Source organism: Chitinimonas koreensis, assembly GCF_014353015.1.
Lineage (GTDB): Bacteria > Pseudomonadota > Gammaproteobacteria > Burkholderiales > Chitinimonadaceae > Chitinimonas > Chitinimonas koreensis.
In genome coordinates, this window is the sequence record NZ_CP060704.1 from 5,320,168 (window position 1) to 5,340,454 (window position 20,287).

The following is a 20,287-nucleotide window of genomic DNA, read 5'->3' on the forward strand; positions in this document are numbered from 1 at the left end:
TCAGGCCTCTCCCTTGTCGTTTTCCGTTGCGGCCGCCGCCAGCGCGTCGACCACCTGTTCCATGCGCATGAAGCGCGATCCCTTCACCAGCACCGCGGCGTCCGCCGCCAGCTGCGGCCGCAGCGCGGCGGCCAGCTCGGCATGGCCAGCGAACCAGCGCGCGCCTTCGCCATAGGCCTCGACCGCGTGGCGCATGCCTTCGCCCACCGCGTAGAAGCCGGCCAGGCCGCGGCCGCGCGCATAGGCGCCGATCTCGGCGTGGCGCAGCGCCACGTCGTCGATCTCGCCGGTATCGCCGAGCACCAGCCAGCGCGCGCCGGGCAGGCCGGCCAGCACGTCGATCGCGGCGCGGATCGAATCGGGGTTGGCGTTGTAGCTGTCGTCGACCAGCAGCGCGCCGTTGAACGCGCGCTTGAGCTGCAGCCGGCCCTTGGCGCCGGCGAAGGTCGCCAAGCCCGCCGCGATCTGCGCCGGCGCGAGCCCCAGCGCATGGCAGACGGCCGCCGCCGCCAGCGCGTTGCGCACGTTGTGCAGGCCCGGCGCCGGCAGTTCGACCGCCGCCTCGCCGGCCGGCGTGACCAGCACGAAGCGACTCGACAGCGGCGCCTGCGCCAGCTCGCGTGCGCGCACCTCGCCCTGCTCCAGGCCGAAGCCGAGCTGGCGATGGCCGGCCGCCAGGCCTTGCCAGTAGCCGGCGAATTCGTCGTCGAGGTTGATCACCGCGCAGCCGTCGGCGGCCAGGCCCTCGAAGATCTCGCCCTTGGCCTCGGCGATGCCGCGGGTCGAGCCGAAATGGCCGATATGGGCGGTGCCGGCGTTGTTGACCAGCGCCACCTCGGGCCGTGCCAGCCCGGTCAGGTAGCGGATCTCGCCGTAGTGGTTCATGCCCATCTCGATCACCGCGTAGCGGTGCCCGGGCCGCAGCCGCAGCAGCATCTGCGGCACCCCGATGTGGTTGTTCAGGTTGCCGGCGGTGGCCAGCACCGCGGCGTCGCCGGCGACATGGCGCAGCACGGCGGCCACCATCTCCTTGACCGTGGTCTTGCCGCTCGAGCCGGTGATGGCCGCCAGCGGCAGCGCGAAGCGCGCGCGCCAGGCGGCGGCCAGCTGGCCGAGCGCAGCCAGCGGATCGGCCGCCACCAAGAGCGGCGCGCGGTCGCCGAGCGCCGCCAGCGCCGGGTGGTGGGCCTCGACCAGCGCGCCGACGGCGCCGCCGGTCAGCGCCTGGGCGACGAAGTCGTGGCCGTCGAAACGGTCGCCGCGCAGCGCGACGAACAGGTCGCCGGCGCGCACGTCGCGGCTGTCGGTCGTCACGCGCGAGAAGGCCGCGGCGGCGCCGTGGCCGGGCGGCAGGCCCAGCGCGGCGGCGGCTTCGGCGAGCGTGAGCATCGCATCGTTCATTTCATCGGCTTCCAGGCCGCCAGCGCGGCCAATGCCTGTTGCTCGTCGCTGAACGGCGCCTTCACGCCGTTCGCGTCCTGGTATTCCTCGTGGCCCTTGCCGGCGATCAGCACCACGTCGCCTGGGCCGGCCAGCTCGATCGCGGCGCGGATCGCGGCGGCGCGGTCGCTCTGCACGCTGAAGTCGCCGCGCTGCGGGATCTCGGCGTCGGCGCCGTCCACCCCGTCGAGGATGTCGCGGATGATCAGCTTCGGGTCTTCGGTGCGCGGGTTGTCGCTGGTCACGATCACGGTGTCGGCCAGCTCGCAGGCGATGCGGCCCATCACCGGCCGCTTGCCGCGGTCGCGGTCGCCGCCGCAGCCGAACACGCAGTACAGCCGGCGCCGGCTCGGCATCACCTCGCGCAGCGTGGCCAGCGCCTTCTCCAGCGCGTCGGGCGTGTGGGCGTAGTCGACCACCACCAGCGGCTTGACCCCGCCGCCGAGCCGCTGCATGCGGCCCTTGGCCGATTCGATGCGGCCGAGCACGGCGACCGCGTCGTCGAGCGGCACGCCGCCCGCACCAGCACGCCGAGGCAGGCCAGCAGGTTGTAGGCGTTGAAGCGGCCGATCAGCGGGCTGACCAGCTCGGCGCGGCCCCAGGGCGAGACGATCGAGAGACGCAAGCCGTCGAGGCCGGTCTCGACCCTCTCGGCGCGCAATTCGCCGGCGTCGAGGCCGTAGCCGAGCGCGAGGCCGTCCGGCAGCGTGCGCAGCAGCTCGGCGCCGAAGCCGTCGTCGGCGTTGATCAGCGCGGCCTGCAGCCCTTCCCACTCGAACAGCTTGCGCTTGCTGGCGCCGTAGGCCTTCATGCTGCCGTGGTAGTCGAGGTGGTCGCGCGTGAGGTTGGTGAAGATCGCGCTGTGGAAGGCCATGCCGTGCGCGCGCGCCTGGTCGAGGCCGTGCGAGCTGACCTCCATCGCCAGGTGGCTGGCGCCGGCGGCGCGGTAGCCGGCCACCAGGTTCTGCAGCCGTACCGCGTCGGGCGTGGTGTGGCTGGCCTCGGCCAGGTCGTCGAGAAAACCGTAGCCGAGCGTGCCGACCAGCGCCGCCTTGTGGCCGAGCAGGCCCCAGGCCTGCGCCAGCCAGTGGGCGCAACTGGTCTTGCCGTTGGTGCCGGTCACGCCGACGCAGTGCATGGCGCGGCTCGGATCGCCGAGCAGGTGGCCGGCGACGATGCCGGCCTGGGCGCGCAGCTGCGGCACCGCCAGGTTGGGCAGCGCGGCGTGCTCTGCCGGCCAGGCGTAGTCCTCGGCCTCCCACAGCACGCAGCCGGCGCCCTTGGCGATGGCCGCGGCGATATGGTCGCGGCCGTCGGCGTACTCGCCGCGGTAGGCCAGGAAGACGTCGCCCGGCTGGACAAGGCGGCTGTCGGCGACCACGCGGTGGCCGGCATTCAAGCCAGGAGCCGCGATCGCATCGATCGCGGCCCAGTCCGGCAGAGGCAGGTTCCAGCTCGTCGGCTTCACGTTTCCTCCTTCACTTCCGGCTCGTTCGGATCGGGCAGCAGGATATTGTTGAGCGGCGCGTCGGGCGGCACGCCGAGCATGCGCAGGCTGCCGGCCACCACGCTGGCGAAGGCCGGCGCGGCCACCGTGCCGCCGTAGCGCGAGTCGCCGCCCGGTTCGTCGATCATCACCGCGACGATCAGGCGCGGGTCCGAGATCGGCGCGATGCCGATGAAGGACGAGACGTAGAGGCGGTCGCCGCCGTAAGCGCCGCCGACCAGCTTCTTGGCGGTGCCGGTCTTGCCGCCGACGCGGTAGCCGACCACCTGGGCGCGCGTCGCGGTGCCGCCGGGCTGGGTCACGGTCTCCAGCATGCGGCGCACCTGCTGGGCCACTTCGGCGCTCATCACGCGGCGGCCGGGCAAGGGCGCCACCAGCTTCTGGAAAGTCACGGGCCGGATCTCGCCGTCGGTGGCGAAGGCCTGGTAGGCCTTCGCCATCTGCAGCAGGCTGACCGACAGGCCGTAGCCGTAGGCCATGGTGGCCTGCTCGACCGGCCGCCAGGTCTTCCACGGCCGCAGCCGGCCGCTGGCCTCGCCGGGGAAGCCGCTGTGCGGCAGTTCGCCGATGCCGATCGAGTCGTAGAAGTTCCACAGGTATTCGCGCGGCAGCTCCATCGCCACCTTGGCGGTGCCGATGTTGCTCGACTTCTGCACGATGCCTGCCAGCGTCAGCGGGCCGTAGGCATGGGTGTCGCGGATGGTGTTGGGGCCGATCGTCAGCGAGCCGTTGCCGGTGTTGATCACGCTGTCGGCGCGGAACTTGCCGCTCTCGATGGCGGCCGCGATGCTGAACGGCTTCATGGTCGAGCCGGGCTCGTACAGGTCGGTGATGGCGCGGTTGCGGCGCGCCGCCGGGTCGAGCTTGACGCGGTTGTTCGGGTTGTAGCTCGGCAGGTTGGCCAGCGCGAGCACCTCGCCGGTGCGGGCGTCGAGCACCACGATGCCGCCGCCCTTGGCCTGGTTGACCTCGACCGCGTTCTTCAGCTCGCGGAAGGCCAGGTACTGGATCTTGCGGTCGATCGACAGCGTCAGCGTCTGGCCGTCGCGCGGCTTCTCGATGCTGGTGACGTCCTCGACGATGTAGCCGCGGCGGTCCTTGATGACGTGCCGGCTGCCGGGCTTGCCGGCCAGCATGCTCTCGCGCGTCAGCTCGAAGCCTTCCTGGCCGCGGTTGTCGATGTCGGTGAAGCCGATGATGTGGGCCATCACCTCGCCGGCCGGGTAGTAGCGGCGGTATTCGGTCTGGCGCGAGATGCCGGGCACGCCGAGCGCCAGCACCCGCTGGGCCGCCTCCGGGCTCATCTGGCGCTTGAGGAAGACGAAGTCGCGCTTCCTGTCGCCGAGCTTCTTGGCCACCTCGGCGGCCGGCATGCCGAGCGTGCGCGCCAGCGCGGCGACCTGCTCGGCGCTCGGCGCCGGCATGTCGGACGGGCTGGCCCAGATCGACTGCACCGGCGTCGAGATCGCCAGCGGCTCGCCGTTGCGGTCGGTGATCATGCCGCGGTTGGCCTCGAGCGTGAGGCGGCGGCTGAAGCGCGCTTCGCCCTGCTCGCGCAGGAAGTCTTCCTTGTAGCCCATCAGGTAGCCGGCGCGGCCGACCAGCAGCACGAACAGCAGCACCAGCGCGCCGAGCACCAGCCAGGCGCGCCACAGCTGCAGCTTGAGCGCGTGGCCGCCGTTGCGCTGGCTGCGATAGCCCAGGGTCGCGGTCGCCATCAGCCGCCTCCCCGCTTGAGCGGCACGACCTGGGTATGGCCGGCGTCGGGCACCCGCATGCCGAGGCGGCTGGCCGCCTCCTTTTCGATGCGCGAATGCATGGCCCAGGTGCTCTGCTCGAGCTGCAGCTGGCCCACTCGACGTCGAGCCGGCGCGCCTCGGTCTGCGCCTTCTGCAGCTCGATATAGGCGCGGCGCGCCTTGTGCTGCGAAGTGACCACGCCGAGCGCGCAGGCGATCACCACGCCCAGGAGGAGCAGGTTCAGACGCGTCACCGCGGCGCTCCCGTGCGCTCGGCCACGCGCAGGATGGCGCTGCGCGCGCGCGGATTGCCGTCGACCTCGGCGGCGCTGGCGCGCACCGGCTTGCCGACCAGCTTCAGCGGCGCCTCGCCGATGTCGGCGGCCCGTACCGGCAGCCGGCTGGGCAGCTTGTCGGCCTGCGCCGCGTCGGCCATGAAGCGCTTGACGATGCGGTCCTCCAGCGAATGGAAGGCGATCACCGCCAGCCGCCCGCCGGGCGCGAGCCGGCGCAGCGTCTGCGGCAGCGTCAGCGACAGTTCTTCAAGCTCGCGATTGATGTAAATCCGTACAGCCTGGAAGGTGCGCGTCGCCGGGTCCTGGCCCGGCTCCCGGGTGCGGACGACCTTTGCCACGAGCGCGGCAAGCTTTCCTGTCGTGTCGATGGGCTGTTCCTGCCGAGCCGCAACAATCGCGCCTGCAATCTGTTGAGCAAACCGTTCTTCGCCATAGTCCCTGATCACCTCCGCGATGGCGGCCTTGTCGGCCGCCGCCAGCCATTCCGCCGCCGTCTGGCCGCGGGTCGTATCCATGCGCATGTCCAAGGGCGCGTCGAAGCGGAAACTGAAGCCGCGCGCGCCGTCGTCGAGCTGGGGCGAGGACACCCCGAGATCCATCAGCACGCCGTCGACCTGCGCGATGCCGAGCGCGTCCAGGCCGGCGTCGAAGGCGGCATAGGGCTCGTGCACGATGGAGAAGCGCGGGTCGTCGATGCTGCGGGCGTCCGCCACCGCCTGCGGATCCTTGTCGAAGGCCACCAGCCGGCCGGCCGGGCCCAGGCGCGACAGGATCAGGCGCGAGTGGCCGCCGCGGCCGTAGGTGCAGTCGACGTAGATGCCGTCGGGACGGATGTTCAACCCGTCCACCGCTTCGGCGAGCAGCACCGTGCGGTGGCTGAAAACCGCCTGGGTCACAGCACGAACCCGTCGAGCTGGGCCGCGATGTCGGCCGGCGACATGGCCAGCGCGGCAGCGGTCTGTTCGTTCCAGCGGGTCTCGTCCCACAGCTCGAACTTGCTGCCCAGGCCGACCAGCGCCACCGAGCGGTCGAGCCGGGCGAAGCTGCGCAGCGCCGAGGACACCAGGATGCGGCCGGCCGAGTCCATCTCGACCTCCTCGGCGTGGCCGAGGATCAGCCGCTGCAGCGCGCGGGCCTGGGGATTGAAGGCGGGCAGATTGTTGAGCTTGTCGCGAACGGGTTCCCAGGCAGGCTGCGGATAGATCAGCAGGCACTGGCTGGGGTCGACGGTCACGGTCAGCCGGCCGCCGCAACCCTCGTGCAGGGCGTCGCGATGCTTGGCCGGAATGGCCAGACGCCCTTTGCTGTCGAGGTTGAGGATGGCTACGCCGCCGAACATGTGTACCGCCGTTCCCGGATGGGGAAAGCGACCGTTTCCGGTCGCCCGATTCTTTGGGGCGCTGAAACACGTTTCACCACTACGCCCCACTACGCCCCACTATATAGTCTCGAATTGACACGGGTCAAGCGGGTGCTTTGGGATTTTTTGTTTTGCTACAATCACTTACGCTGCTTTTGCGAATCGATATGCTTTGGAAATAATCCTTTGCAAATAAAGGTTTACAATTCATTCCGAATGCAAAACTTCAACTTTCCGGCCGACCGCCCTATGTCCACGAAGATTCGCCTGATTGCAGCCCTGGTTTTATTGGGCCTGGCCGCCTGCTCGCAGCTCGCCGAAACCGGCAAGGTCGTTTCCGACAACAACGGCGCATTGGCCGACAGCGACGTGCGCTATCTGGGCCAGAAGCGCTATCAATTGCGGGTCAAGGGCTCGTCGCTGCTGCTCGATGGACTGGTGGAGCAGCAGTTCCGCCAGCGCGCCACCGAATTCACCGGCAAGCTGGGCTGCAAGCGCTGGCTGCTGCACGAATACCGGGCCGGCACCGAGAACACCCTGCTCGGCGCGCGCCAGTACGCCGAAGGCATCGTCGAATGCGTGATGCAGTAGCCGCGCGATGCTGCCCAAGCTGATCCGCCTGGCGCTGTTCGCGGCGCTGGTGCTGCTGGTGTGGAACGCGGTGCTGAAGCCGGAGACGCGGCGGCGCATCCGCGGCCACGTCGAGGTGCTGGCGCTGGCGCTGCTGGGGTCGTCGCTGCTGATGGCGGGCTGGCACTGGTGGCAGCACGGCTTCGCCGGCTAGGCCGCGCCGCCGTTGCAGGAGCGGCTTCAGCCGCGAATCGTCCAGCTTTCACCGGCCGACGCGGCCGCTGCCGATGCTTCGCGGCTGAAGCCGCGCCTACGCAAGCCGCCGGTTGAGCGTCGTAGGTCGGGCTTTATGCCCGACAGCGACCTCGATCGACCGCGCCGTCGGGCATAAAGCCCGACCTACCGAATGCATCCGTCCTCGGTCGGTGGCGTACCGGCCGACAGATCGCCCGAACAGCGCCGACCAAGGCAGGTCGAAGCAGTCACACGCGAGGAGCCCCGCCATGCCGACCTACCGCCCGCCGCGGATCGCCGCGAGCGAAATCACCCCCGAATCCGTCTACCTGAGCCGCCGCGACTGGCTGAGCGGCAGCGCCGCACTGGCCGCCGCGGCGCTGCTGCCTCCCGAAGCCGCCGCCGCTGCGCTGCCGACCTTCTACAAGAGCCGCTACAGCACCGCCGAGCCGAAGAACAGCGAAGCCGAGATCACCGGCTACAACAACTTCTACGAATTCGGCACCGACAAGCGCGACCCGGCGGCCCATGCGCATACGCTGAAGCCGAGCCCGTGGAAGGTCGAGGTCGGCGGCGAGGTGGCCAAGCCGCGCACCTTCGATCTCGACGCGCTGCTCAAGCTGGCGCCGCTGGAAGAGCGGATCTACCGGCTGCGCTGCGTCGAGGGCTGGTCGATGGTGATCCCCTGGGTCGGCTTTCCGCTCGCCGCCCTGCTCAAGCAGGTCGAGCCGACCGCGCGCGGCCGCTACGTCGAATTCACCACCCTCATGGCGCCCGAGCAGATGCCGGGCCAGCGCGACGACGTGCTCGCCTGGCCCTATGTCGAGGGCCTGCGGCTGGACGAGGCGATGCATCCGCTGGCCATCCTGGCCGTCGGCCTGTACGGCCGGCCGCTGCCGAACCAGAACGGCGCGCCGATCCGGCTGGTGGTGCCGTGGAAATACGGCTTCAAGAGCATCAAGTCGATCGTGAAGATCCGCCTGGTCGAGCAGCAGCCGATCAGCAGCTGGACGCGCGCCAATCCGACCGAGTACGGCTTCTATTCGAACGTGAATCCCGAGGTCGACCATCCGCGCTGGAGCCAGGCGACCGAACGCCGCATCGGCGAGTTCTTCAAGCGCAAGACGCTGATGTTCAACGGTTACGACGAGGTGGCGGGGCTGTACAAGGGCATGGATCTGAAGCGGAATTTCTGAGGCGCGCCAGGCGCTCCGCAGGCCGGGCTGCATGCCCGACGGCGACCTTGGCCAACGGCGCTGTCGGGCATGCAGCCCGACGTGCGACAGCGGCCGGGCAAGCTTTGGCAGGACGGAACTCAGGGCCTGCAACGCCAATCGCCAATCGCCGCCGATCGGGCGGACAAGACGAAACGGCCACCCGCGCAAGCCGGTGGCCGTTTCGTCTCGGAATGGTGGGCGAAGTCGGCCTGTAAGCCGGGTCCTGTGACGCGGCGGTCCGCATCCGAAGACGCGTGCCGCCACCGACAGTCATTCATCTAGGACGTACATTGCTGCACGTCTCGAGCAACCTACCCGCAGGCTCGGGGGCCCCGTCAGCGCCTGCCTATTTGGTCTTGCTTCGGATGGGGTTTAGCCTGCCGTCCGTGTCGCCACGTCCGCGGTGGTCTCTTACACGACGGTCGTCCGGGCTTGCGCCCGTACAACCGTCCGCCCCTTTCGGGGTACGCACCTTTTGGCTACGCCAGTCGCCCGGCTTCGCCGAAAGGCGCTACGCGCCTTTTCACCCTTGCCTGTGAATGCTTGCGCAAACCATCGGCGGTTCAGCTCTCTGTTCCACTTTCCGTCGCCTCGCGGCGCCCGGCCGTTAGCCGGCATCCTGCCCTGTGAAGCCCGGACTTTCCTCCCCGTGGCAAGCCACGCGGCGACTGTCCGGCCAACTTCGCCCAATCAGTCTACCACCGCGGTCAAGCCCCCCCTGCCCACAGGACCGTCACAGCGCCTGTAGGAGCGGCTTCAGCCGCGAATGGTGGGGCGTCCACCGGCGCTTTCGCGGCTGAAGCCGCTCCTACGCGATCGATCCAGGCTCCGCGGCATTCAGGCCAGCCGCCAGCCCACCGTCTCGCCCGCGCGCAGCGGCACCAGCGTGTCGCCGGCCAGGTAGGGCAGCTCGGCCGGTACCGGCACGGCCTCCTTGACCAGCGTGATCTGGTCGCCGTTGGCCGGCAGGCCGTAGAACAGCGGGCCGAAGCGGCTGGCGAAACCCTCGAGCCGGTCGAGCGCGCCGGCCGCCTCGAAGGCCTCGGCATACAGCTCGATGCCGGCGTGCGCGGTATACATACCGGCGCAGCCGCAGGCCGCCTCCTTGGTGCTCTTGCCGTGCGGCGCACTGTCGGTGCCGAGGAAGAACTTCGGGCTGCCGCTGACGGCGACTTCGACCAGCGCCTCGCGGTGGATCTCGCGCTTGAGCACCGGCAGGCAGTAGTGGTGCGGCCGCACGCCGCCCTGGAACAGCGCGTTGCGGTTCATCAGCAGGTGGTGGGCCGTGATGGTGGCCGCCACGCGGTCGCCGGCGCTCCAGACGAAGTGGGCCGCCTGCTTGGTGGTGATGTGCTCGAACACCACCTTGAGGTCGGGCAACTGCTCGAGCAGCGGCTTCATCACCCGCTCGATGAACACCGCCTCGCGGTCGAACACGTCGATCGCCGGATCGGTCACCTCACCGTGCACCAGCAGCGGCACGCCGAGCTCGGCCATCGCCCGCAGCGTCGGCAGCACCTTGGCGACGTCGGTCACGCCGGCGTCGGAATTGGTGGTGGCACCGGCCGGGTAGAGCTTGAGCGCGTGGACGAAGCCGCTCTCCTTGACCCGGGCGATCTCCTCGGGCGGCGTCACATCGGTCAGGTACAGCGTCATCAGCGGCTCGAACGCGAGGCCGGCCGGCACCGCGGCCAGGATGCGCTCGCGGTAGGCGGCCGCGTCGGCCACGGTACGCACCGGCGGCTTGAGGTTGGGCATCACGATGGCGCGGCCGAAGCGGCGGGCGGTATCGGGCAGCACCGCGCGCAGCGCGTCGCCGTCGCGCAGGTGCAGGTGCCAGTCGTCGGGGCGGATCAGGGTCAGTTGGGTCATGATGTGCCGGGAAGCTAGTTTTGGAATGCCGCAATTATCCGGCCTGATGGCCGGCTTGTGCGATCCGGAGCGCATCGACGCCATGAAAATCCGCGAAACCGTCCGTCTGGACCACCCACCCGAAACCGTCTGGCCCTGGCTGGTCGAACCGGCGCGGCTGATGCGCTGGAACGAGCGGCTGCGGCGCTGCCTGCCCGAGCAGCCGCTGGTCGCCGGCGTGCGCTACAGCACCGAGTTCGGCTTCGCCGGCAAGCCGGCCACGCCGTTCTGGCTGGAGGTAGAGGAGCGCATCGAGAGCCGGCGGCTGGTGCTGCGCTACCGCTCGGGGCCGGGCGTGACGCCGCCGGTCGAGGCGCTCGAGCGGTTCGAACTGGTCGAAGCGGGAAAAGGCGGCTGCACCCTGCGCCACCAGGTGACGATCCGGGCCGAGGGCGTACCGTGCTGGGCACGCATGCTGATCGCGGTGATCAGCCGGCTGGGCAAGCCGAGCGGCCCGCATCCGCTGATCGCGCTGCTGGCCGAGGAGCGGAATTAGGCGTGCGAGGGAGCGGACGCGACGAGCGACAGCGAGGCTCCCCCGCGACGGCGGGGTGAGGGGGCTGGATTCGATCAGGAAGCGCCAAGGCCAGCGGCTTCGAACGCCCGGCTCCGCCAGGCACTGCACAGGCAGTCGCAGACCTCGATCGCCAGAGCGTCCATCACCGGCGCGTAATCCAGAACTGGTACTTGCCGTCGATCTGGGCTTGGTGCGTCAGCGCATGGCCAGTCTGGCGGCAGAAGGCCTCGAAATCGGACGGCGTGCCCGGATCGGTGCAGATCAGGTGCAGCACGGTGCCGCCGGGCAGGTCGGCCAGCGCCTTCTTGGCGCGCAGGATCGGCAGCGGGCAGTTGAGGCCGGACAGGTCGACGGAGAGCTGGGCTTCGGGCGCGGACATGGGGTGCGGATGGGGTCGGGCGGAAGAAGCGGCGATTATAGCGCCGGGGCCGGATGCGGCCGCAGCGCCACTTCGATCAGCACGCCGGCCTCGGCCGCCAGCCAGCGGCCGCGCTCGCCGGCCGCCAGCGCCAGCAGCATGCCGGCCGCGACCGTGCCGCCGTCGCCGTGCAGCCGGCCTTCGTGCAGATAAGCCAGCGTCGCCGTATCGCCGCCGAGCGCCAGCACCTCGCCCGCGGCCGGCCGCAGGATGCGCAGCGTCAATGCGCCCCAGTCGCGCGCGACCATCGCGTTGAAATCGCGCAATCCGCCGCCGAGCAGGCGGCAGTCGACCGGCGTCTCGCCGGCGAAGGCGATCGGCTGCAGCGGGCGGTCGAGCATCATCTCGTCGGCGGCGCCGTCGAAACGCAGCGCCATGCCCTCGCCGTCGAGCAGCATCAACGTGCGGTCGATGCCGGGGAAGGCCGAGAACGGCCCGCCCTGCGCCACGCCGGCGATCGACAGGCGCAGCGCGAAATCGTCCGGCCGCTGCGGATGCGGCAGGCGGTAGAGCTCGCAGGTGGTGCCGCCGCCGTTGCGCCAGGGCATCTCGCGGTAGTCGGTCTTGCTGCGCAGTTCGGCCATGGTTCGCTTCCCGTCGTATCGATCGCGCGGCATGATGCCGGCCGAGGCCGCGCCGGGCAAATCCGCCGGGCGACGACTCGCCGGGCGACGCATCGCCGGGCGGCACATCCACCGCCGCGGCCGGCATCGGCCCATCGCCACCGAGGACCCCAAGCCATGACCCTACGCGACACGCTCTATCCGCCGATCGAACCGAACCGCCACGGCATGCTGCCGCTCGACGAGCTGCACACCATGTACTGGGAGGAGTCGGGCAATCCGGCCGGCATCCCGGTGATCTTCCTGCACGGCGGCCCCGGCGCCGGCGCCAGCCCCAAGCACCGCCAGTTCTTCGACCCGGCCGTCTACCGCATCGTGATCTTCGACCAGCGCGGCGCCGGCCGCTCCACTCCGCTGGGCGAATTGCGCGACAACACCACCCAGCACCTGATCGCCGACATCGAGACGCTGCGCGCCAAGCTCGGCATCGAGCGCTGGCTGGTGTTCGGCGGCTCCTGGGGCTCGACCCTGGCGCTGGCCTACGGCGAGGCGCACCCGGAGCGCTGCCTGGGTTTCGTGCTGCGCGGCGTGTTCCTGTGCCGGCCGTGGGAGATCGTCTGGTTCATGCGCGGCATGCGGCAGTTCTATCCCGAGAACTGGGCGCAGTTCGCCAGCCACCTGCCCGAGATCGAGCAGGGCGACCTGCTGGTGCATTTCCACCGCCGCCTGAGCGACCCGGACCCGGCGGTCCACCTGCCGGCCGCGCGCGCCTGGAGCCTGTACGAAGGCCAGTGCGCGACGCTGCTGCCCGATCCGGCGGTGATCGCCAACTTCAGCAACGACACGGTCGCGCTCGGTGTCGGCCGGATCGAGGCGCACTACTTCGTCAACCGCATCTTCCTGCCGGAGAACGCGCTGCTGGACAACGTCGGCCGCATCGAGCACCTGCCGATGATCACCGTGCAGGGCCGCTACGACGTGCTGTGCCCGCCGGTCTCGGCCTGGGAGCTGCACCAGGCCTGGCCGGGCTCGAAGCTGGAGATGGTGGCCGACGCCGGCCACGCGGCCTGGGAGCCCGGCATCGCGCGCGGGCTGGTCAGGGCTTGCGAGGAGATGAAGCAGAAGTTGGCGGGCTGATTCGGCGGTCTTGCATTTAAGCCCCTCTCCCACCGGGAGAAGCACCCGCTCCCGCCATGCGGGAACGGGGAGGTGAGGGAGCGCCGGTCGATCATTCACAGCGGGCCTCAAGCCCTCAACCGCCGCGCCCTCACCCTGCCCCCTCCCGGAGGGAGAGGGTTACACGGCAGTGCATCCGCCACGGAAATCGCATCGAACCCGCCAACGCAAAAGGCCGCACGGATATCCGTGCGGCCTTTTGCGTTGGCGATGGAGGATCGTCGCGACCTAAACCACTTCCTCCACCCACAACATCGCCTCGACCTGCGCCCGGTTCGCATCGTTCTTGCTCACGCCGGCCGCCTGGAACAGCCGCGGATCGTCGGGCAGGTCGCCGTCCTCGCAGGCCAGCGCCAGCTGCAGGAGCGGCGAATACGGCCCGTCCTGGCCCAAGAGCGCGCTGTTGATGTCGGCCGGCAGGTTGAGCTTGTCGATCAGCTTGTCCATCGGCTGGCGCAGCAGCGTCTCCAGCATCGAGAACATGCCGGTGGTGAACAGCTGGTCCTGCACCTCGCGGCGGAACTGCTTGGCGCCCAGCGTCTCCATCATGCGGCCACGGATCAGCGCGGTCTCGAGCAGGATGTCCTGGTCGCCCTCCTGCCGCTCGTGCGCGAACAACAGCAGCGTGAGCCAGCGGTACAGCTGCTTGTGGCCCAGCACCACCAGCGCGCGGTCGAGCGTATCGACCTTGGTCACCAGCCCCGAGCCGGGCGAATTGACGTAGCGCAGCAGCTTGAAGCTCAGCATCGGGTCGTACTTCATCGCGCCGGCGATCACCATCGGATCGGCCTCGGCGCGCACCAGGTTGAGCACTTCCAAGAGGCGCAGATAGCTGGCGTCGACCGCGTCGGCCTCCGACAGCTCCTTGCGGCGCAGATAGCTGCCCTGCAGGAAATGCACCTGCAGCTGGCGGCAGACCTGCAGCTCCTCGAAGAAATGGATGTCGGCGACCATCAGCTCGGCATCGGGCGCCGCGTTCGCCACCGCCGAGATGATCTTGGACAGCTCGGTGATGTCGCGCTCGGCCACCGACAGCCGGTGGTAGTCGGCCAGCGTGAACAGGCCGATCAGCGTGGGCTCGAGCGGGAAGTTGTCGAAGCCGAGCTGGAAGCCGCGCGTCTTCAGCGATTCCAGCAGCTCGATGTGCTCGAAGGCGTTCTGGAAGAACTCGGCGTCGTAGCGCAGCATCAGCACGAAGCGGCCGCGCGGCAGCTTGTCGAGCAGCGCGCTCTGCAGCGCCCAGACCGAAACGTCGAGGAAGATGCGCTTGCTGCCGAAGGCCTTGGTCGATTCCTCGGCCAGGAAATTGCGCAGCAGCACCTCGTCGTACAGCTTCCACACCGAGTGCGCCATCTTGTCCTTGCGGCGCAGCACGCTCTCGCGTAGGCGGAAGTCGTAGCCGACCACCTTGAGGTCGCGGTCGACCACGATCTCGCGCTGCAGCATGGTCTCGGTCGGCGCGCCGGCGACGAAGCCGGCCTGGCCGGGCGCCGCGCCGAGCGCGTTCACCGCCGGGATGGTCGGCGGCGGCGCGAAGTGGGGGGATGGCGGCGGCGGTTCGTGCTCGCCGCCGCCGAAGATTTTCTTGATCAGTCCGAAGACCATGGGAGCCTGCCGTTTCGAAAACCTGTCGGCTACAGCATAGCGGTTGGCCGGGCCGGCCCCAAGCCGGGCAGGTCACGTAGCGGTTACGGCTCGAACACCCATGGAGGTCGGACGCGACACGACGGTCGAAGTAGACGACAACGAGCGCAGCGAGGCTCCCTCGCGGCGGCGAGGGCGGGGGAGTCGGAGTGAATCAGGGGCTCACCGAGGTTCAGCCCGAACCAAACGCAAACGCCCGGCTCTGCCGGGCGCTGTACCGCAGTTCAAGCATCCACTACCGCAGCCACCTTCAAGCGGTGAGCTTGTGCAGGGCCTCGCGGTACTTGTCGGCGGTGCGGTCCGCGACCTCCCGCGGCAGCGCCGGCGCTGGCGGCGTCTTGTTCCAGCCGGTGCTCTCGAGCCAGTCGCGCACGAACTGCTTGTCGTAGCTCGGCGGATTGCTGCCCGGCGCGTACTGGTCGGCCGGCCAGAACCGGCTCGAATCGGGCGTCAGCGCCTCGTCCATCAGCGTCAGCGTGCCGTCCTCGTCGAGGCCGAATTCGAACTTGGTGTCGGCGATGATGATGCCGCGCGTGGCGGCATATTCGCTGGCGGCCAGGTAGAGCTTGATCGCGGTGTCGCGCACGCGGCCGGCCAGTTCGGCGCCGATCTGCGCTTCGAGCGTGGCGAAGCTGACGTTCTCGTCGTGGTCGCCGACCGCCGCCTTGGTCGACGGCGTGAAGATCGGCGCCGGCAGCTTGGACGCCTCGGTCAGGCCGGCCGGCAGCGGCATGCCGCAGATGGTGCCGGTGGCCTTGTAGTCCTTCCAGCCCGTGCCGGACAGGTAGCCGCGCACGATGGCCTCGACCGGCACCGGCTTGAGCCGCTTGACCACCACCGCGCGGCCCTCGACCTGCGGCAAGTCCTCGGCCGCCACCACGTCCTCGGCGCGCTCGCCGGTCAGGTGGTTGGGCACCACGCTGGCCAGCTGCTCGAACCAGAAGTTGGAGATCGCGGTCAGGATCTGGCCCTTGGCCGGGATCGGCTCGTTGAGGATCACGTCGAAAGCCGACAGGCGGTCGGTGGCGATCATCAGCATGCGGCGGTCGTCGATCTCGTAGAGGTCGCGCACCTTGCCGCTGTAGATCTTCTTGAGGCTTTTGAGGTTGGTGGTGGTGATGCCGGTCATGGCGGTCTTTCCCATGGCTCGGGCGCACGGCCCGACTTTGCGATGGGCCGGGCATGGCGCCCGGCCTGCTTGGATTACAGCGTGTCCTTCAGCGCCTCGGCCTGCTCCAGCGCCGCGTCGGCGTCCTGCGCCAGCACGCAGAAGTGGCCCATCTTGCGGCCCGGCCGCGCTTCCTTCTTGCCGTAGAGGTGCAGGTGGGCATTGGGCGCCTGCATCAGCACTTCCCAGTTCGGTTCGCCGCCGTCGTCGCGCCAGACGTCGCCGAGCAGGTTCACCATCACCACCGGCGACAGCAGGTCGGGCCGGCCCGGATGCAGGCCGCACATCGCGCGCACCTGCTGCTCGTACTGGCTGGTGACGCAGGCGTCGATCGTGTAGTGGCCGGAGTTGTGCGGCCGCGGCGCGATCTCGTTGACCACCAGGCTGTCGTCCTCGAGCACGAAGAACTCGACCGCCAGCACGCCGACGTAGTCGAGCGCCTCGGCCAGCTGCCTGGCCATGGTGCGCGCCTGCTCGGCCAGCGCCACCGGCACGCGGGCCGGCACGATGCTGACGTCGAGGATGCCGCGGGCGTGGCGGTTCTCGGCCACCGGGAACACCGCCACCTCGTGGCTGCTGGTGCGGGTGACGATGGCCGACACCTCGCTCGCCAGCGGCAGCATCTTCTCCAGCACGCAGGGCTGGCCGCCGAGGTCGGCGTAGGCGGCGCGCGCCTCTTCGGCGGTCCGCACGCGCATCTGGCCCTTGCCGTCGTAGCCGAGGCGGGCGGTCTTGAGGATGCCGGGCAGGTAGGGCGCGAGATCGTGGTTGAGGTCGGTGACCGTCTCGAGCGCGAGGTAGGGCGCGGTGGCGAGGCCGGCCTTGCGGATCCAGGCCTTTTCCTGGATGCGGTCCTGGGCGATCGCCACGCAGTCGCCCGAGGGGCTGACCGGCAGGTACTTGGCCAGCCAGCGCATCGAATCGGCGTTGACGTTCTCGAATTCGGTGGTGACCGCGGCGCAGGTCTCGGCCAGTTCCTTGAGCGCGGCGTGGTCGTTGTAGGCGGCGCGCAGGTGGACGTCGGCGAAGTCGGCGGCCGGCGCGTTGCCGTCCGGATCGAGCACGGTGACGCGGTAGCCCATGGTCTTGGCCGCGATGGTGAACATGCGGCCGAGCTGGCCGCCGCCGAGGATGCCGAGCATGGCCGGCGGCAGGATGGGGGTGCGCGCCATCACTCGATCTCCGGCAGCTCCATGGCCAGCACGGTCTTGCGCTGGTCGTCGCGGAAGCGGTTCAGTTTCTGCCGCAGCTCGGCGTCCTCGTTGGCCAGCAGCGCGACCGCGAACAGGCCGGCATTGGCCGCGCCGGCCTCGCCGATGGCGAAGGTGGCGACCGGGATGCCCTTGGGCATCTGGACGATGGACAGCAGCGAATCCTCGCCGCGCAGGTACTTGGACGGCACCGGCACGCCGAGCACCGGCACCACGGTCTTGGCCGCCAGCATGCCCGGCAGGTGGGCAGCGCCGCCGGCGCCGGCGATGATGGCCTTGAGGCCGCGCGCATCCGCGGTCTCGGCGTATTCGAACAGGAGCTCGGGAGTGCGGTGCGCGGAGACGACGCGCGCCTCGAAGACGATGCCGAAGGCTTTGAGCTGACGGGCGGCGTGCTGCATCACCTCCCAGTCCGAGTTGCTGCCCATCACCAGGCCAACTTGGATGTTCACGGGTTTAATCCCTTGTTTCAAAAAGCGGATTCTACAGAATTTCGGCAGGCCGCCAAAACCGGCCATGCGCGGGCCTCGCAGGCCAATGACGTCAAGGACTTGCGATGCTCGAAGGCCGCGATCGGCAGGCGCGGCGCGCAATGGAAACGGCCCGTCCAACCGGACGGGCCGCCTGCCGGACGCGCCCCTTTGCGGGTGCTCCGTCCTGGCTTGTCGTGCTCCTCGTACTGCTCCCCAATGTGCCGGAGGGCTCGGCGGCTCGCTCCCCTTGCTCGCCGCCGGTCCGCCCGGCAAAACCGCGGTATTACAGGTTGTAGGCCTTCTCGCCGTGCGAGGTGACGTCGAGGCCCTCGCGCTCTTCGTCTTCCGGTACGCGCAGGCCGATCACCAGGTCGACCAGCTTGTAGGCCACCACCGACACCAGGCCCGACACCACCAGCGTGGTCAGCACGCCCTGGGTCTGGATCCAGACCTGGGTGCCGATCGAGTAGTCCGGTGCCACGCCGTTGGCGACGTAGTCCCAGATGCCGGTGCCACCCAGGGCCGGATCGGCGAACACGCCGGTCAGGATGGCGCCCAGGATGCCGCCGACGCCGTGCACGCCGAACACGTCGAGCGCGTCGTCCGCACCCAAGAGGCGCTTGAGGCCGTGCACGCCCCACAGGCAGACCACGCCGGCCAGGAGGCCGATGGCCATCGCGCCGCCGACGCCGACGAAGCCGCAGGCCGGGGTGATGGCGACCAGGCCGGCCACCGCGCCGGAGGCTGCGCCCAGCATAGAGGGCTTGCCCTTCCAGATCCATTCCACGCCGGTCCAGGCCAGTGCGGCCAGGGCGGTGGCGACCCAGGTGTTGATGAAGGCCAGCGCGGCGATGCCGTTGGCTTCGAGCGCCGAGCCGGCATTGAAGCCGAACCAGCCGAACCACAGCAGCGAGGCGCCGACCATGGTCAGGGTCAGGTTGTGCGGCGTCATCGCTTCGCGGCCGTAGCCCACGCGCTTGCCGACGAAGTAGGCGCCGACCAGGCCGGCGACGGCGGCGTTGATGTGCACCACGGTGCCGCCGGCGAAGTCCAGCGCGCCCTTGGCGAACAACCAGCCGGCCGCTGCGGTGGCCGCCTCGGCCGCCTTGGCGTCGGTGTAGACGTCCGGACCGGCCCAGTACCACACCATGTGCGCCATCGGCAGGTAGCTGAAGCTGAACCAGATCACCACGAAGGCCAGCACCGCGGCGAACTTGGCGCGCTCGGCGAAGGCACCGACGATCAGGCCGCAGGTGATGGCCGCGAAAGCGCCCTGGAACACCACGTAGATCAGCTCGGAGATCACCACGCCCTTGGACCAGGTGGCGGCCACCGAGTCGGGCGTCACGCCCTTGAGGAACAGCTTGCTGAAGCCACCCGCCACGGCGTTGAGACCGCCGCCGTCGGTGAAGGCCACGCTGTAGCCGTAGACCACCCACAGCACGCTGATCAGCGAGAACACCACGAACACCTGCATCAGCACGCTGAGCATGTTCTTGCCGCGCACCAGGCCGCCGTAGAACAGCGCGAGGCCGGGGATCGACATCAGGATCACGAAGGCGGTGGCGACGAAGATCCAGGCGTTGTCGCCCTTGTTGACGACCGGCGCGGGCGCGGCGGCCGCCGGAGCGGCAGCGGCCGGTGCGGCTTCGGCGGCGGGTGCCGCGGCGGCCTCGGCCGGCTTGGGGGCATCGGGCGCGGCCGGGGCGGCGGGCGCTTCGGCTGCCGGGGCTGCGGCTTCGGCCGTGGCGGCGGGCGCGGCCGCCGGGGCCTCTTCCGCCCAGGCCGAGCCGGCTGCGCCGAGGCTCATGGCGCCGATCAGCGCCAATGCGGTAAGCAGTTTTTTCATCTCTGTCCTCCCTGGGCGGGGCTTAGAGCGCGTCCGCGCCGGTCTCGCCGGTGCGGATGCGGATGACTTGTTCGAGATCGAACACGAAGATCTTGCCGTCGCCGATCTTGCCGGTATTGGCCGACTTCTCGACGGCTTCGATCACCTGCTCGAGCAGGTCGTCCTTGACGGCGATCTCGAGCTTGACCTTGGGCAGGAAATCGACCACGTATTCCGCACCGCGGTACAGCTCGGTGTGGCCCTTCTGACGGCCGAAACCCTTGACCTCGGTGACGGTGACGCCCTGCACGCCGATGGCGGAGAGGGCTTCCCGCACCTCGTCAAGCTTGAACGGCTTGATGATGGCGCTAACGAACTTCATCTTCGCTCCTTGGAAGTTGAAAACCGGGAACTCGGTGGAATCCGGTTAGCACGCCCCGTGCCATGTTTATATTTCCTTTCAGATCAAATACATGGCCTGAATGCCGAGGGAATTCCCGCACGCCTCGCACCCTGTTGGTGCACCATCTTGGGCAGTGCAAGACGATGGTGCGCCGCCCGGTCCGACGGCGGGATTTGCTAGACTTGCAGCCGATTCTTCCAATTTTCAGGAGCACACCATGCTTGCCCAGAAGCTGTTCGACGAAGTGAGCGGCAAACTGTCCGAGGTCCTCTCCACCGGCCCGGCCCGCGACATCGAGAAGAACGTCCGTGCCGTGCTGACTGCCGGCTTCGCCAAGCTGGACCTGGTCACCCGCGAAGAATTCGAAGTCCAACAGGCGGTGCTGGCCAAGACGCGCGAGACGCTGGCCAAGCTCGAGGCGCGCATCGCCGCGCTGGAGGCGCATCACTCGGCGGCCGCGCCGGCCGGCGAAGTGGACAATCCGCAGGACGATTTCTGATCCTTCCGCCGTCTGGTCACGTCGGCGGAAGCCGCCTCATGCAAGAGCGGCTTCCGCCGCGAACGGGTTCAGCGCAGACCTGAAGCAATTCGCGGCGGAAGCCGCTCCTGCAAC

21 protein-coding genes, 1 other RNA gene and 1 pseudogene are annotated in these 20,287 nt (G+C 69.4%); 6 read left to right on the forward strand and 17 right to left on the reverse strand.

Annotated elements, in window-relative coordinates:
- The 7 genes and pseudogenes from H9L41_RS22650 to mraZ all read right to left on the reverse strand — a co-directional run bounded on the left by H9L41_RS22650 (position 1) and on the right by mraZ (position 6,320).
- A complete protein-coding gene (locus tag H9L41_RS22650) occupies positions 1–1,401 on the reverse strand; it encodes a UDP-N-acetylmuramoyl-tripeptide--D-alanyl-D-alanine ligase (RefSeq protein WP_211236916.1) in 1,401 nt (466 codons plus the stop codon).
- Complete coding sequence (locus tag H9L41_RS26350) at positions 1,398–1,895, reverse strand: glutamate ligase domain-containing protein (RefSeq protein WP_265584075.1); 498 nt, start codon at positions 1,893–1,895, stop codon at positions 1,398–1,400. The genes H9L41_RS22650 and H9L41_RS26350 overlap by 4 nt, the downstream gene beginning before the upstream one ends.
- Positions 1,796–2,908, reverse strand: coding sequence for a Mur ligase family protein (locus H9L41_RS22655; protein WP_265583884.1), 1,113 nt, complete (start codon positions 2,906–2,908; stop codon positions 1,796–1,798). Before H9L41_RS22655 ends, H9L41_RS26350 begins: the two co-directional genes overlap by 100 nt.
- Complete coding sequence (locus H9L41_RS22660) at positions 2,905–4,665, reverse strand: peptidoglycan D,D-transpeptidase FtsI family protein (RefSeq protein ID WP_028447525.1); 1,761 nt, start codon at positions 4,663–4,665, stop codon at positions 2,905–2,907. The genes H9L41_RS22655 and H9L41_RS22660 overlap by 4 nt, the downstream gene beginning before the upstream one ends.
- Positions 4,665–4,939: pseudogene (gene ftsL / locus H9L41_RS26355) on the reverse strand (cell division protein FtsL). Before ftsL ends, H9L41_RS22660 begins: the two are co-directional and overlap by 1 nt.
- Entirely contained in the window at positions 4,936–5,877 is a 942-nt protein-coding gene (gene rsmH, locus H9L41_RS22670) for a 16S rRNA (cytosine(1402)-N(4))-methyltransferase RsmH (RefSeq protein ID WP_028447523.1), read from the reverse strand. Before rsmH ends, ftsL begins: the two are co-directional and overlap by 4 nt.
- Positions 5,874–6,320 (reverse strand): division/cell wall cluster transcriptional repressor MraZ, encoded by a 447-nt coding sequence (gene mraZ, locus H9L41_RS22675; protein ID WP_028447522.1) that lies wholly within the window; start codon positions 6,318–6,320, stop codon positions 5,874–5,876. The genes rsmH and mraZ overlap by 4 nt, the downstream gene beginning before the upstream one ends.
- A gap of 270 nt (positions 6,321–6,590) precedes the next feature.
- Between mraZ and H9L41_RS22680 the strand changes: the two genes are divergently transcribed.
- From H9L41_RS22680 to msrP, 3 genes are all read left to right on the forward strand, one after another.
- Complete coding sequence (locus H9L41_RS22680; protein WP_157462095.1) at positions 6,591–6,932, forward strand: hypothetical protein; 342 nt, start codon at positions 6,591–6,593, stop codon at positions 6,930–6,932.
- Between the two features lie 7 nt (positions 6,933–6,939).
- On the forward strand, positions 6,940–7,125 hold the full coding sequence (locus H9L41_RS22685; protein ID WP_028447520.1) for a protein MIGRI: 186 nt from the start codon (positions 6,940–6,942) through the stop codon (positions 7,123–7,125).
- Between the two features lie 289 nt (positions 7,126–7,414).
- Positions 7,415–8,341, forward strand: a complete 927-nt coding sequence (gene msrP, locus H9L41_RS22690; RefSeq protein ID WP_028447519.1) for a protein-methionine-sulfoxide reductase catalytic subunit MsrP — start codon at positions 7,415–7,417, stop codon at positions 8,339–8,341.
- A gap of 217 nt (positions 8,342–8,558) precedes the next feature.
- On the opposite strand, the gene rnpB is transcribed toward msrP, so the two are convergent.
- Both rnpB and pyrC read right to left on the reverse strand, forming a co-directional pair.
- Positions 8,559–9,046: RNase P RNA component class A (rnpB, locus tag H9L41_RS22695), an RNA gene on the reverse strand.
- A gap of 153 nt (positions 9,047–9,199) precedes the next feature.
- Entirely contained in the window at positions 9,200–10,234 is a 1,035-nt protein-coding gene (gene pyrC, locus H9L41_RS22700) for a dihydroorotase (RefSeq protein ID WP_028447518.1), read from the reverse strand.
- An 82-nt stretch (positions 10,235–10,316) separates the two neighbouring features.
- On the opposite strand from pyrC, the gene H9L41_RS22705 reads away from it, so the two are divergent.
- Positions 10,317–10,769, forward strand: a complete 453-nt coding sequence (locus H9L41_RS22705; RefSeq protein ID WP_169730226.1) for an SRPBCC family protein — start codon at positions 10,317–10,319, stop codon at positions 10,767–10,769.
- Positions 10,770–10,932: 163 nt separating this feature from the next.
- On the opposite strand, the gene H9L41_RS22710 is transcribed toward H9L41_RS22705, so the two are convergent.
- Together H9L41_RS22710 and H9L41_RS22715 are read right to left on the reverse strand one after the other, a co-directional pair.
- Positions 10,933–11,169, reverse strand: coding sequence for a sulfurtransferase TusA family protein (locus H9L41_RS22710; protein WP_028447516.1), 237 nt, complete (start codon positions 11,167–11,169; stop codon positions 10,933–10,935).
- A gap of 35 nt (positions 11,170–11,204) precedes the next feature.
- Positions 11,205–11,792, reverse strand: coding sequence for a HutD/Ves family protein (locus H9L41_RS22715; protein WP_051319301.1), 588 nt, complete (start codon positions 11,790–11,792; stop codon positions 11,205–11,207).
- Between the two features lie 156 nt (positions 11,793–11,948).
- On the opposite strand from H9L41_RS22715, the gene pip reads away from it, so the two are divergent.
- On the forward strand, positions 11,949–12,908 hold the full coding sequence (gene pip, locus H9L41_RS22720; protein WP_028447515.1) for a prolyl aminopeptidase: 960 nt from the start codon (positions 11,949–11,951) through the stop codon (positions 12,906–12,908).
- 267 nt (positions 12,909–13,175) lie between these two features.
- Here pip and H9L41_RS22725 read toward each other — a convergent pair whose 3' ends face one another.
- From H9L41_RS22725 to glnK, 6 genes are all read right to left on the reverse strand, one after another.
- A complete protein-coding gene (locus tag H9L41_RS22725; protein ID WP_028447514.1) occupies positions 13,176–14,552 on the reverse strand; it encodes an EAL and HDOD domain-containing protein in 1,377 nt (458 codons plus the stop codon).
- A 289-nt stretch (positions 14,553–14,841) separates the two neighbouring features.
- The gene (locus tag H9L41_RS22730) at positions 14,842–15,720 is read right to left on the reverse strand and encodes a phosphoribosylaminoimidazolesuccinocarboxamide synthase (protein WP_157462093.1); all 879 of its coding nucleotides are present in this window, start codon (positions 15,718–15,720) and stop codon (positions 14,842–14,844) included.
- 74 nt (positions 15,721–15,794) lie between these two features.
- Entirely contained in the window at positions 15,795–16,931 is a 1,137-nt protein-coding gene (locus H9L41_RS22735) for a 5-(carboxyamino)imidazole ribonucleotide synthase (protein WP_028447512.1), read from the reverse strand.
- The gene (gene purE / locus H9L41_RS22740; RefSeq protein WP_034607755.1) at positions 16,931–17,398 is read right to left on the reverse strand and encodes a 5-(carboxyamino)imidazole ribonucleotide mutase; all 468 of its coding nucleotides are present in this window, start codon (positions 17,396–17,398) and stop codon (positions 16,931–16,933) included. Before purE ends, H9L41_RS22735 begins: the two co-directional genes overlap by 1 nt.
- A gap of 328 nt (positions 17,399–17,726) precedes the next feature.
- Complete coding sequence (locus H9L41_RS22745) at positions 17,727–19,292, reverse strand: ammonium transporter (RefSeq protein ID WP_028447510.1); 1,566 nt, start codon at positions 19,290–19,292, stop codon at positions 17,727–17,729.
- Positions 19,293–19,314: 22 nt separating this feature from the next.
- Positions 19,315–19,653: a P-II family nitrogen regulator gene (gene glnK, locus H9L41_RS22750; protein WP_028447509.1), complete on the reverse strand. Its 339-nt coding sequence runs from the start codon at positions 19,651–19,653 to the stop codon at positions 19,315–19,317.
- 238 nt (positions 19,654–19,891) lie between these two features.
- On the opposite strand from glnK, the gene H9L41_RS22755 reads away from it, so the two are divergent.
- Complete coding sequence (locus tag H9L41_RS22755) at positions 19,892–20,173, forward strand: accessory factor UbiK family protein (RefSeq protein WP_028447508.1); 282 nt, start codon at positions 19,892–19,894, stop codon at positions 20,171–20,173.
- Positions 20,174–20,287: the final 114 nt, after the last annotated feature.

What these genes read in the sequence shown, in the direction of transcription:
- H9L41_RS22650 (WP_211236916.1), bottom strand. Translation starts at nt 1,401, where the DNA reads ATGAACGATGCGATGCTCACGCTCGCCGAAGCCGCCGCCGCGCTGGGC.
- H9L41_RS26350 (WP_265584075.1), bottom strand. Translation starts at nt 1,895, where the DNA reads ATGCAGCGGCTCGGCGGCGGGGTCAAGCCGCTGGTGGTGGTCGACTAC.
- H9L41_RS22660 (WP_028447525.1), bottom strand. Translation starts at nt 4,665, where the DNA reads ATGGCGACCGCGACCCTGGGCTATCGCAGCCAGCGCAACGGCGGCCAC.
- mraZ (WP_028447522.1), bottom strand. Translation starts at nt 6,320, where the DNA reads ATGTTCGGCGGCGTAGCCATCCTCAACCTCGACAGCAAAGGGCGTCTG.
- H9L41_RS22680 (WP_157462095.1), top strand. Translation starts at nt 6,591, where the DNA reads ATGTCCACGAAGATTCGCCTGATTGCAGCCCTGGTTTTATTGGGCCTG.
- H9L41_RS22685 (WP_028447520.1), top strand. Translation starts at nt 6,940, where the DNA reads ATGCTGCCCAAGCTGATCCGCCTGGCGCTGTTCGCGGCGCTGGTGCTG.
- msrP (WP_028447519.1), top strand. Translation starts at nt 7,415, where the DNA reads ATGCCGACCTACCGCCCGCCGCGGATCGCCGCGAGCGAAATCACCCCC.
- pyrC (WP_028447518.1), bottom strand. Translation starts at nt 10,234, where the DNA reads ATGACCCAACTGACCCTGATCCGCCCCGACGACTGGCACCTGCACCTG.
- H9L41_RS22705 (WP_169730226.1), top strand. Translation starts at nt 10,317, where the DNA reads ATGAAAATCCGCGAAACCGTCCGTCTGGACCACCCACCCGAAACCGTC.
- H9L41_RS22710 (WP_028447516.1), bottom strand. Translation starts at nt 11,169, where the DNA reads ATGTCCGCGCCCGAAGCCCAGCTCTCCGTCGACCTGTCCGGCCTCAAC.
- H9L41_RS22715 (WP_051319301.1), bottom strand. Translation starts at nt 11,792, where the DNA reads ATGGCCGAACTGCGCAGCAAGACCGACTACCGCGAGATGCCCTGGCGC.
- pip (WP_028447515.1), top strand. Translation starts at nt 11,949, where the DNA reads ATGACCCTACGCGACACGCTCTATCCGCCGATCGAACCGAACCGCCAC.
- H9L41_RS22725 (WP_028447514.1), bottom strand. Translation starts at nt 14,552, where the DNA reads ATGGTCTTCGGACTGATCAAGAAAATCTTCGGCGGCGGCGAGCACGAA.
- H9L41_RS22730 (WP_157462093.1), bottom strand. Translation starts at nt 15,720, where the DNA reads ATGACCGGCATCACCACCACCAACCTCAAAAGCCTCAAGAAGATCTAC.
- H9L41_RS22735 (WP_028447512.1), bottom strand. Translation starts at nt 16,931, where the DNA reads ATGGCGCGCACCCCCATCCTGCCGCCGGCCATGCTCGGCATCCTCGGC.
- purE (WP_034607755.1), bottom strand. Translation starts at nt 17,398, where the DNA reads ATGGGCAGCAACTCGGACTGGGAGGTGATGCAGCACGCCGCCCGTCAG.
- H9L41_RS22745 (WP_028447510.1), bottom strand. Translation starts at nt 19,292, where the DNA reads ATGAAAAAACTGCTTACCGCATTGGCGCTGATCGGCGCCATGAGCCTC.
- glnK (WP_028447509.1), bottom strand. Translation starts at nt 19,653, where the DNA reads ATGAAGTTCGTTAGCGCCATCATCAAGCCGTTCAAGCTTGACGAGGTG.
- H9L41_RS22755 (WP_028447508.1), top strand. Translation starts at nt 19,892, where the DNA reads ATGCTTGCCCAGAAGCTGTTCGACGAAGTGAGCGGCAAACTGTCCGAG.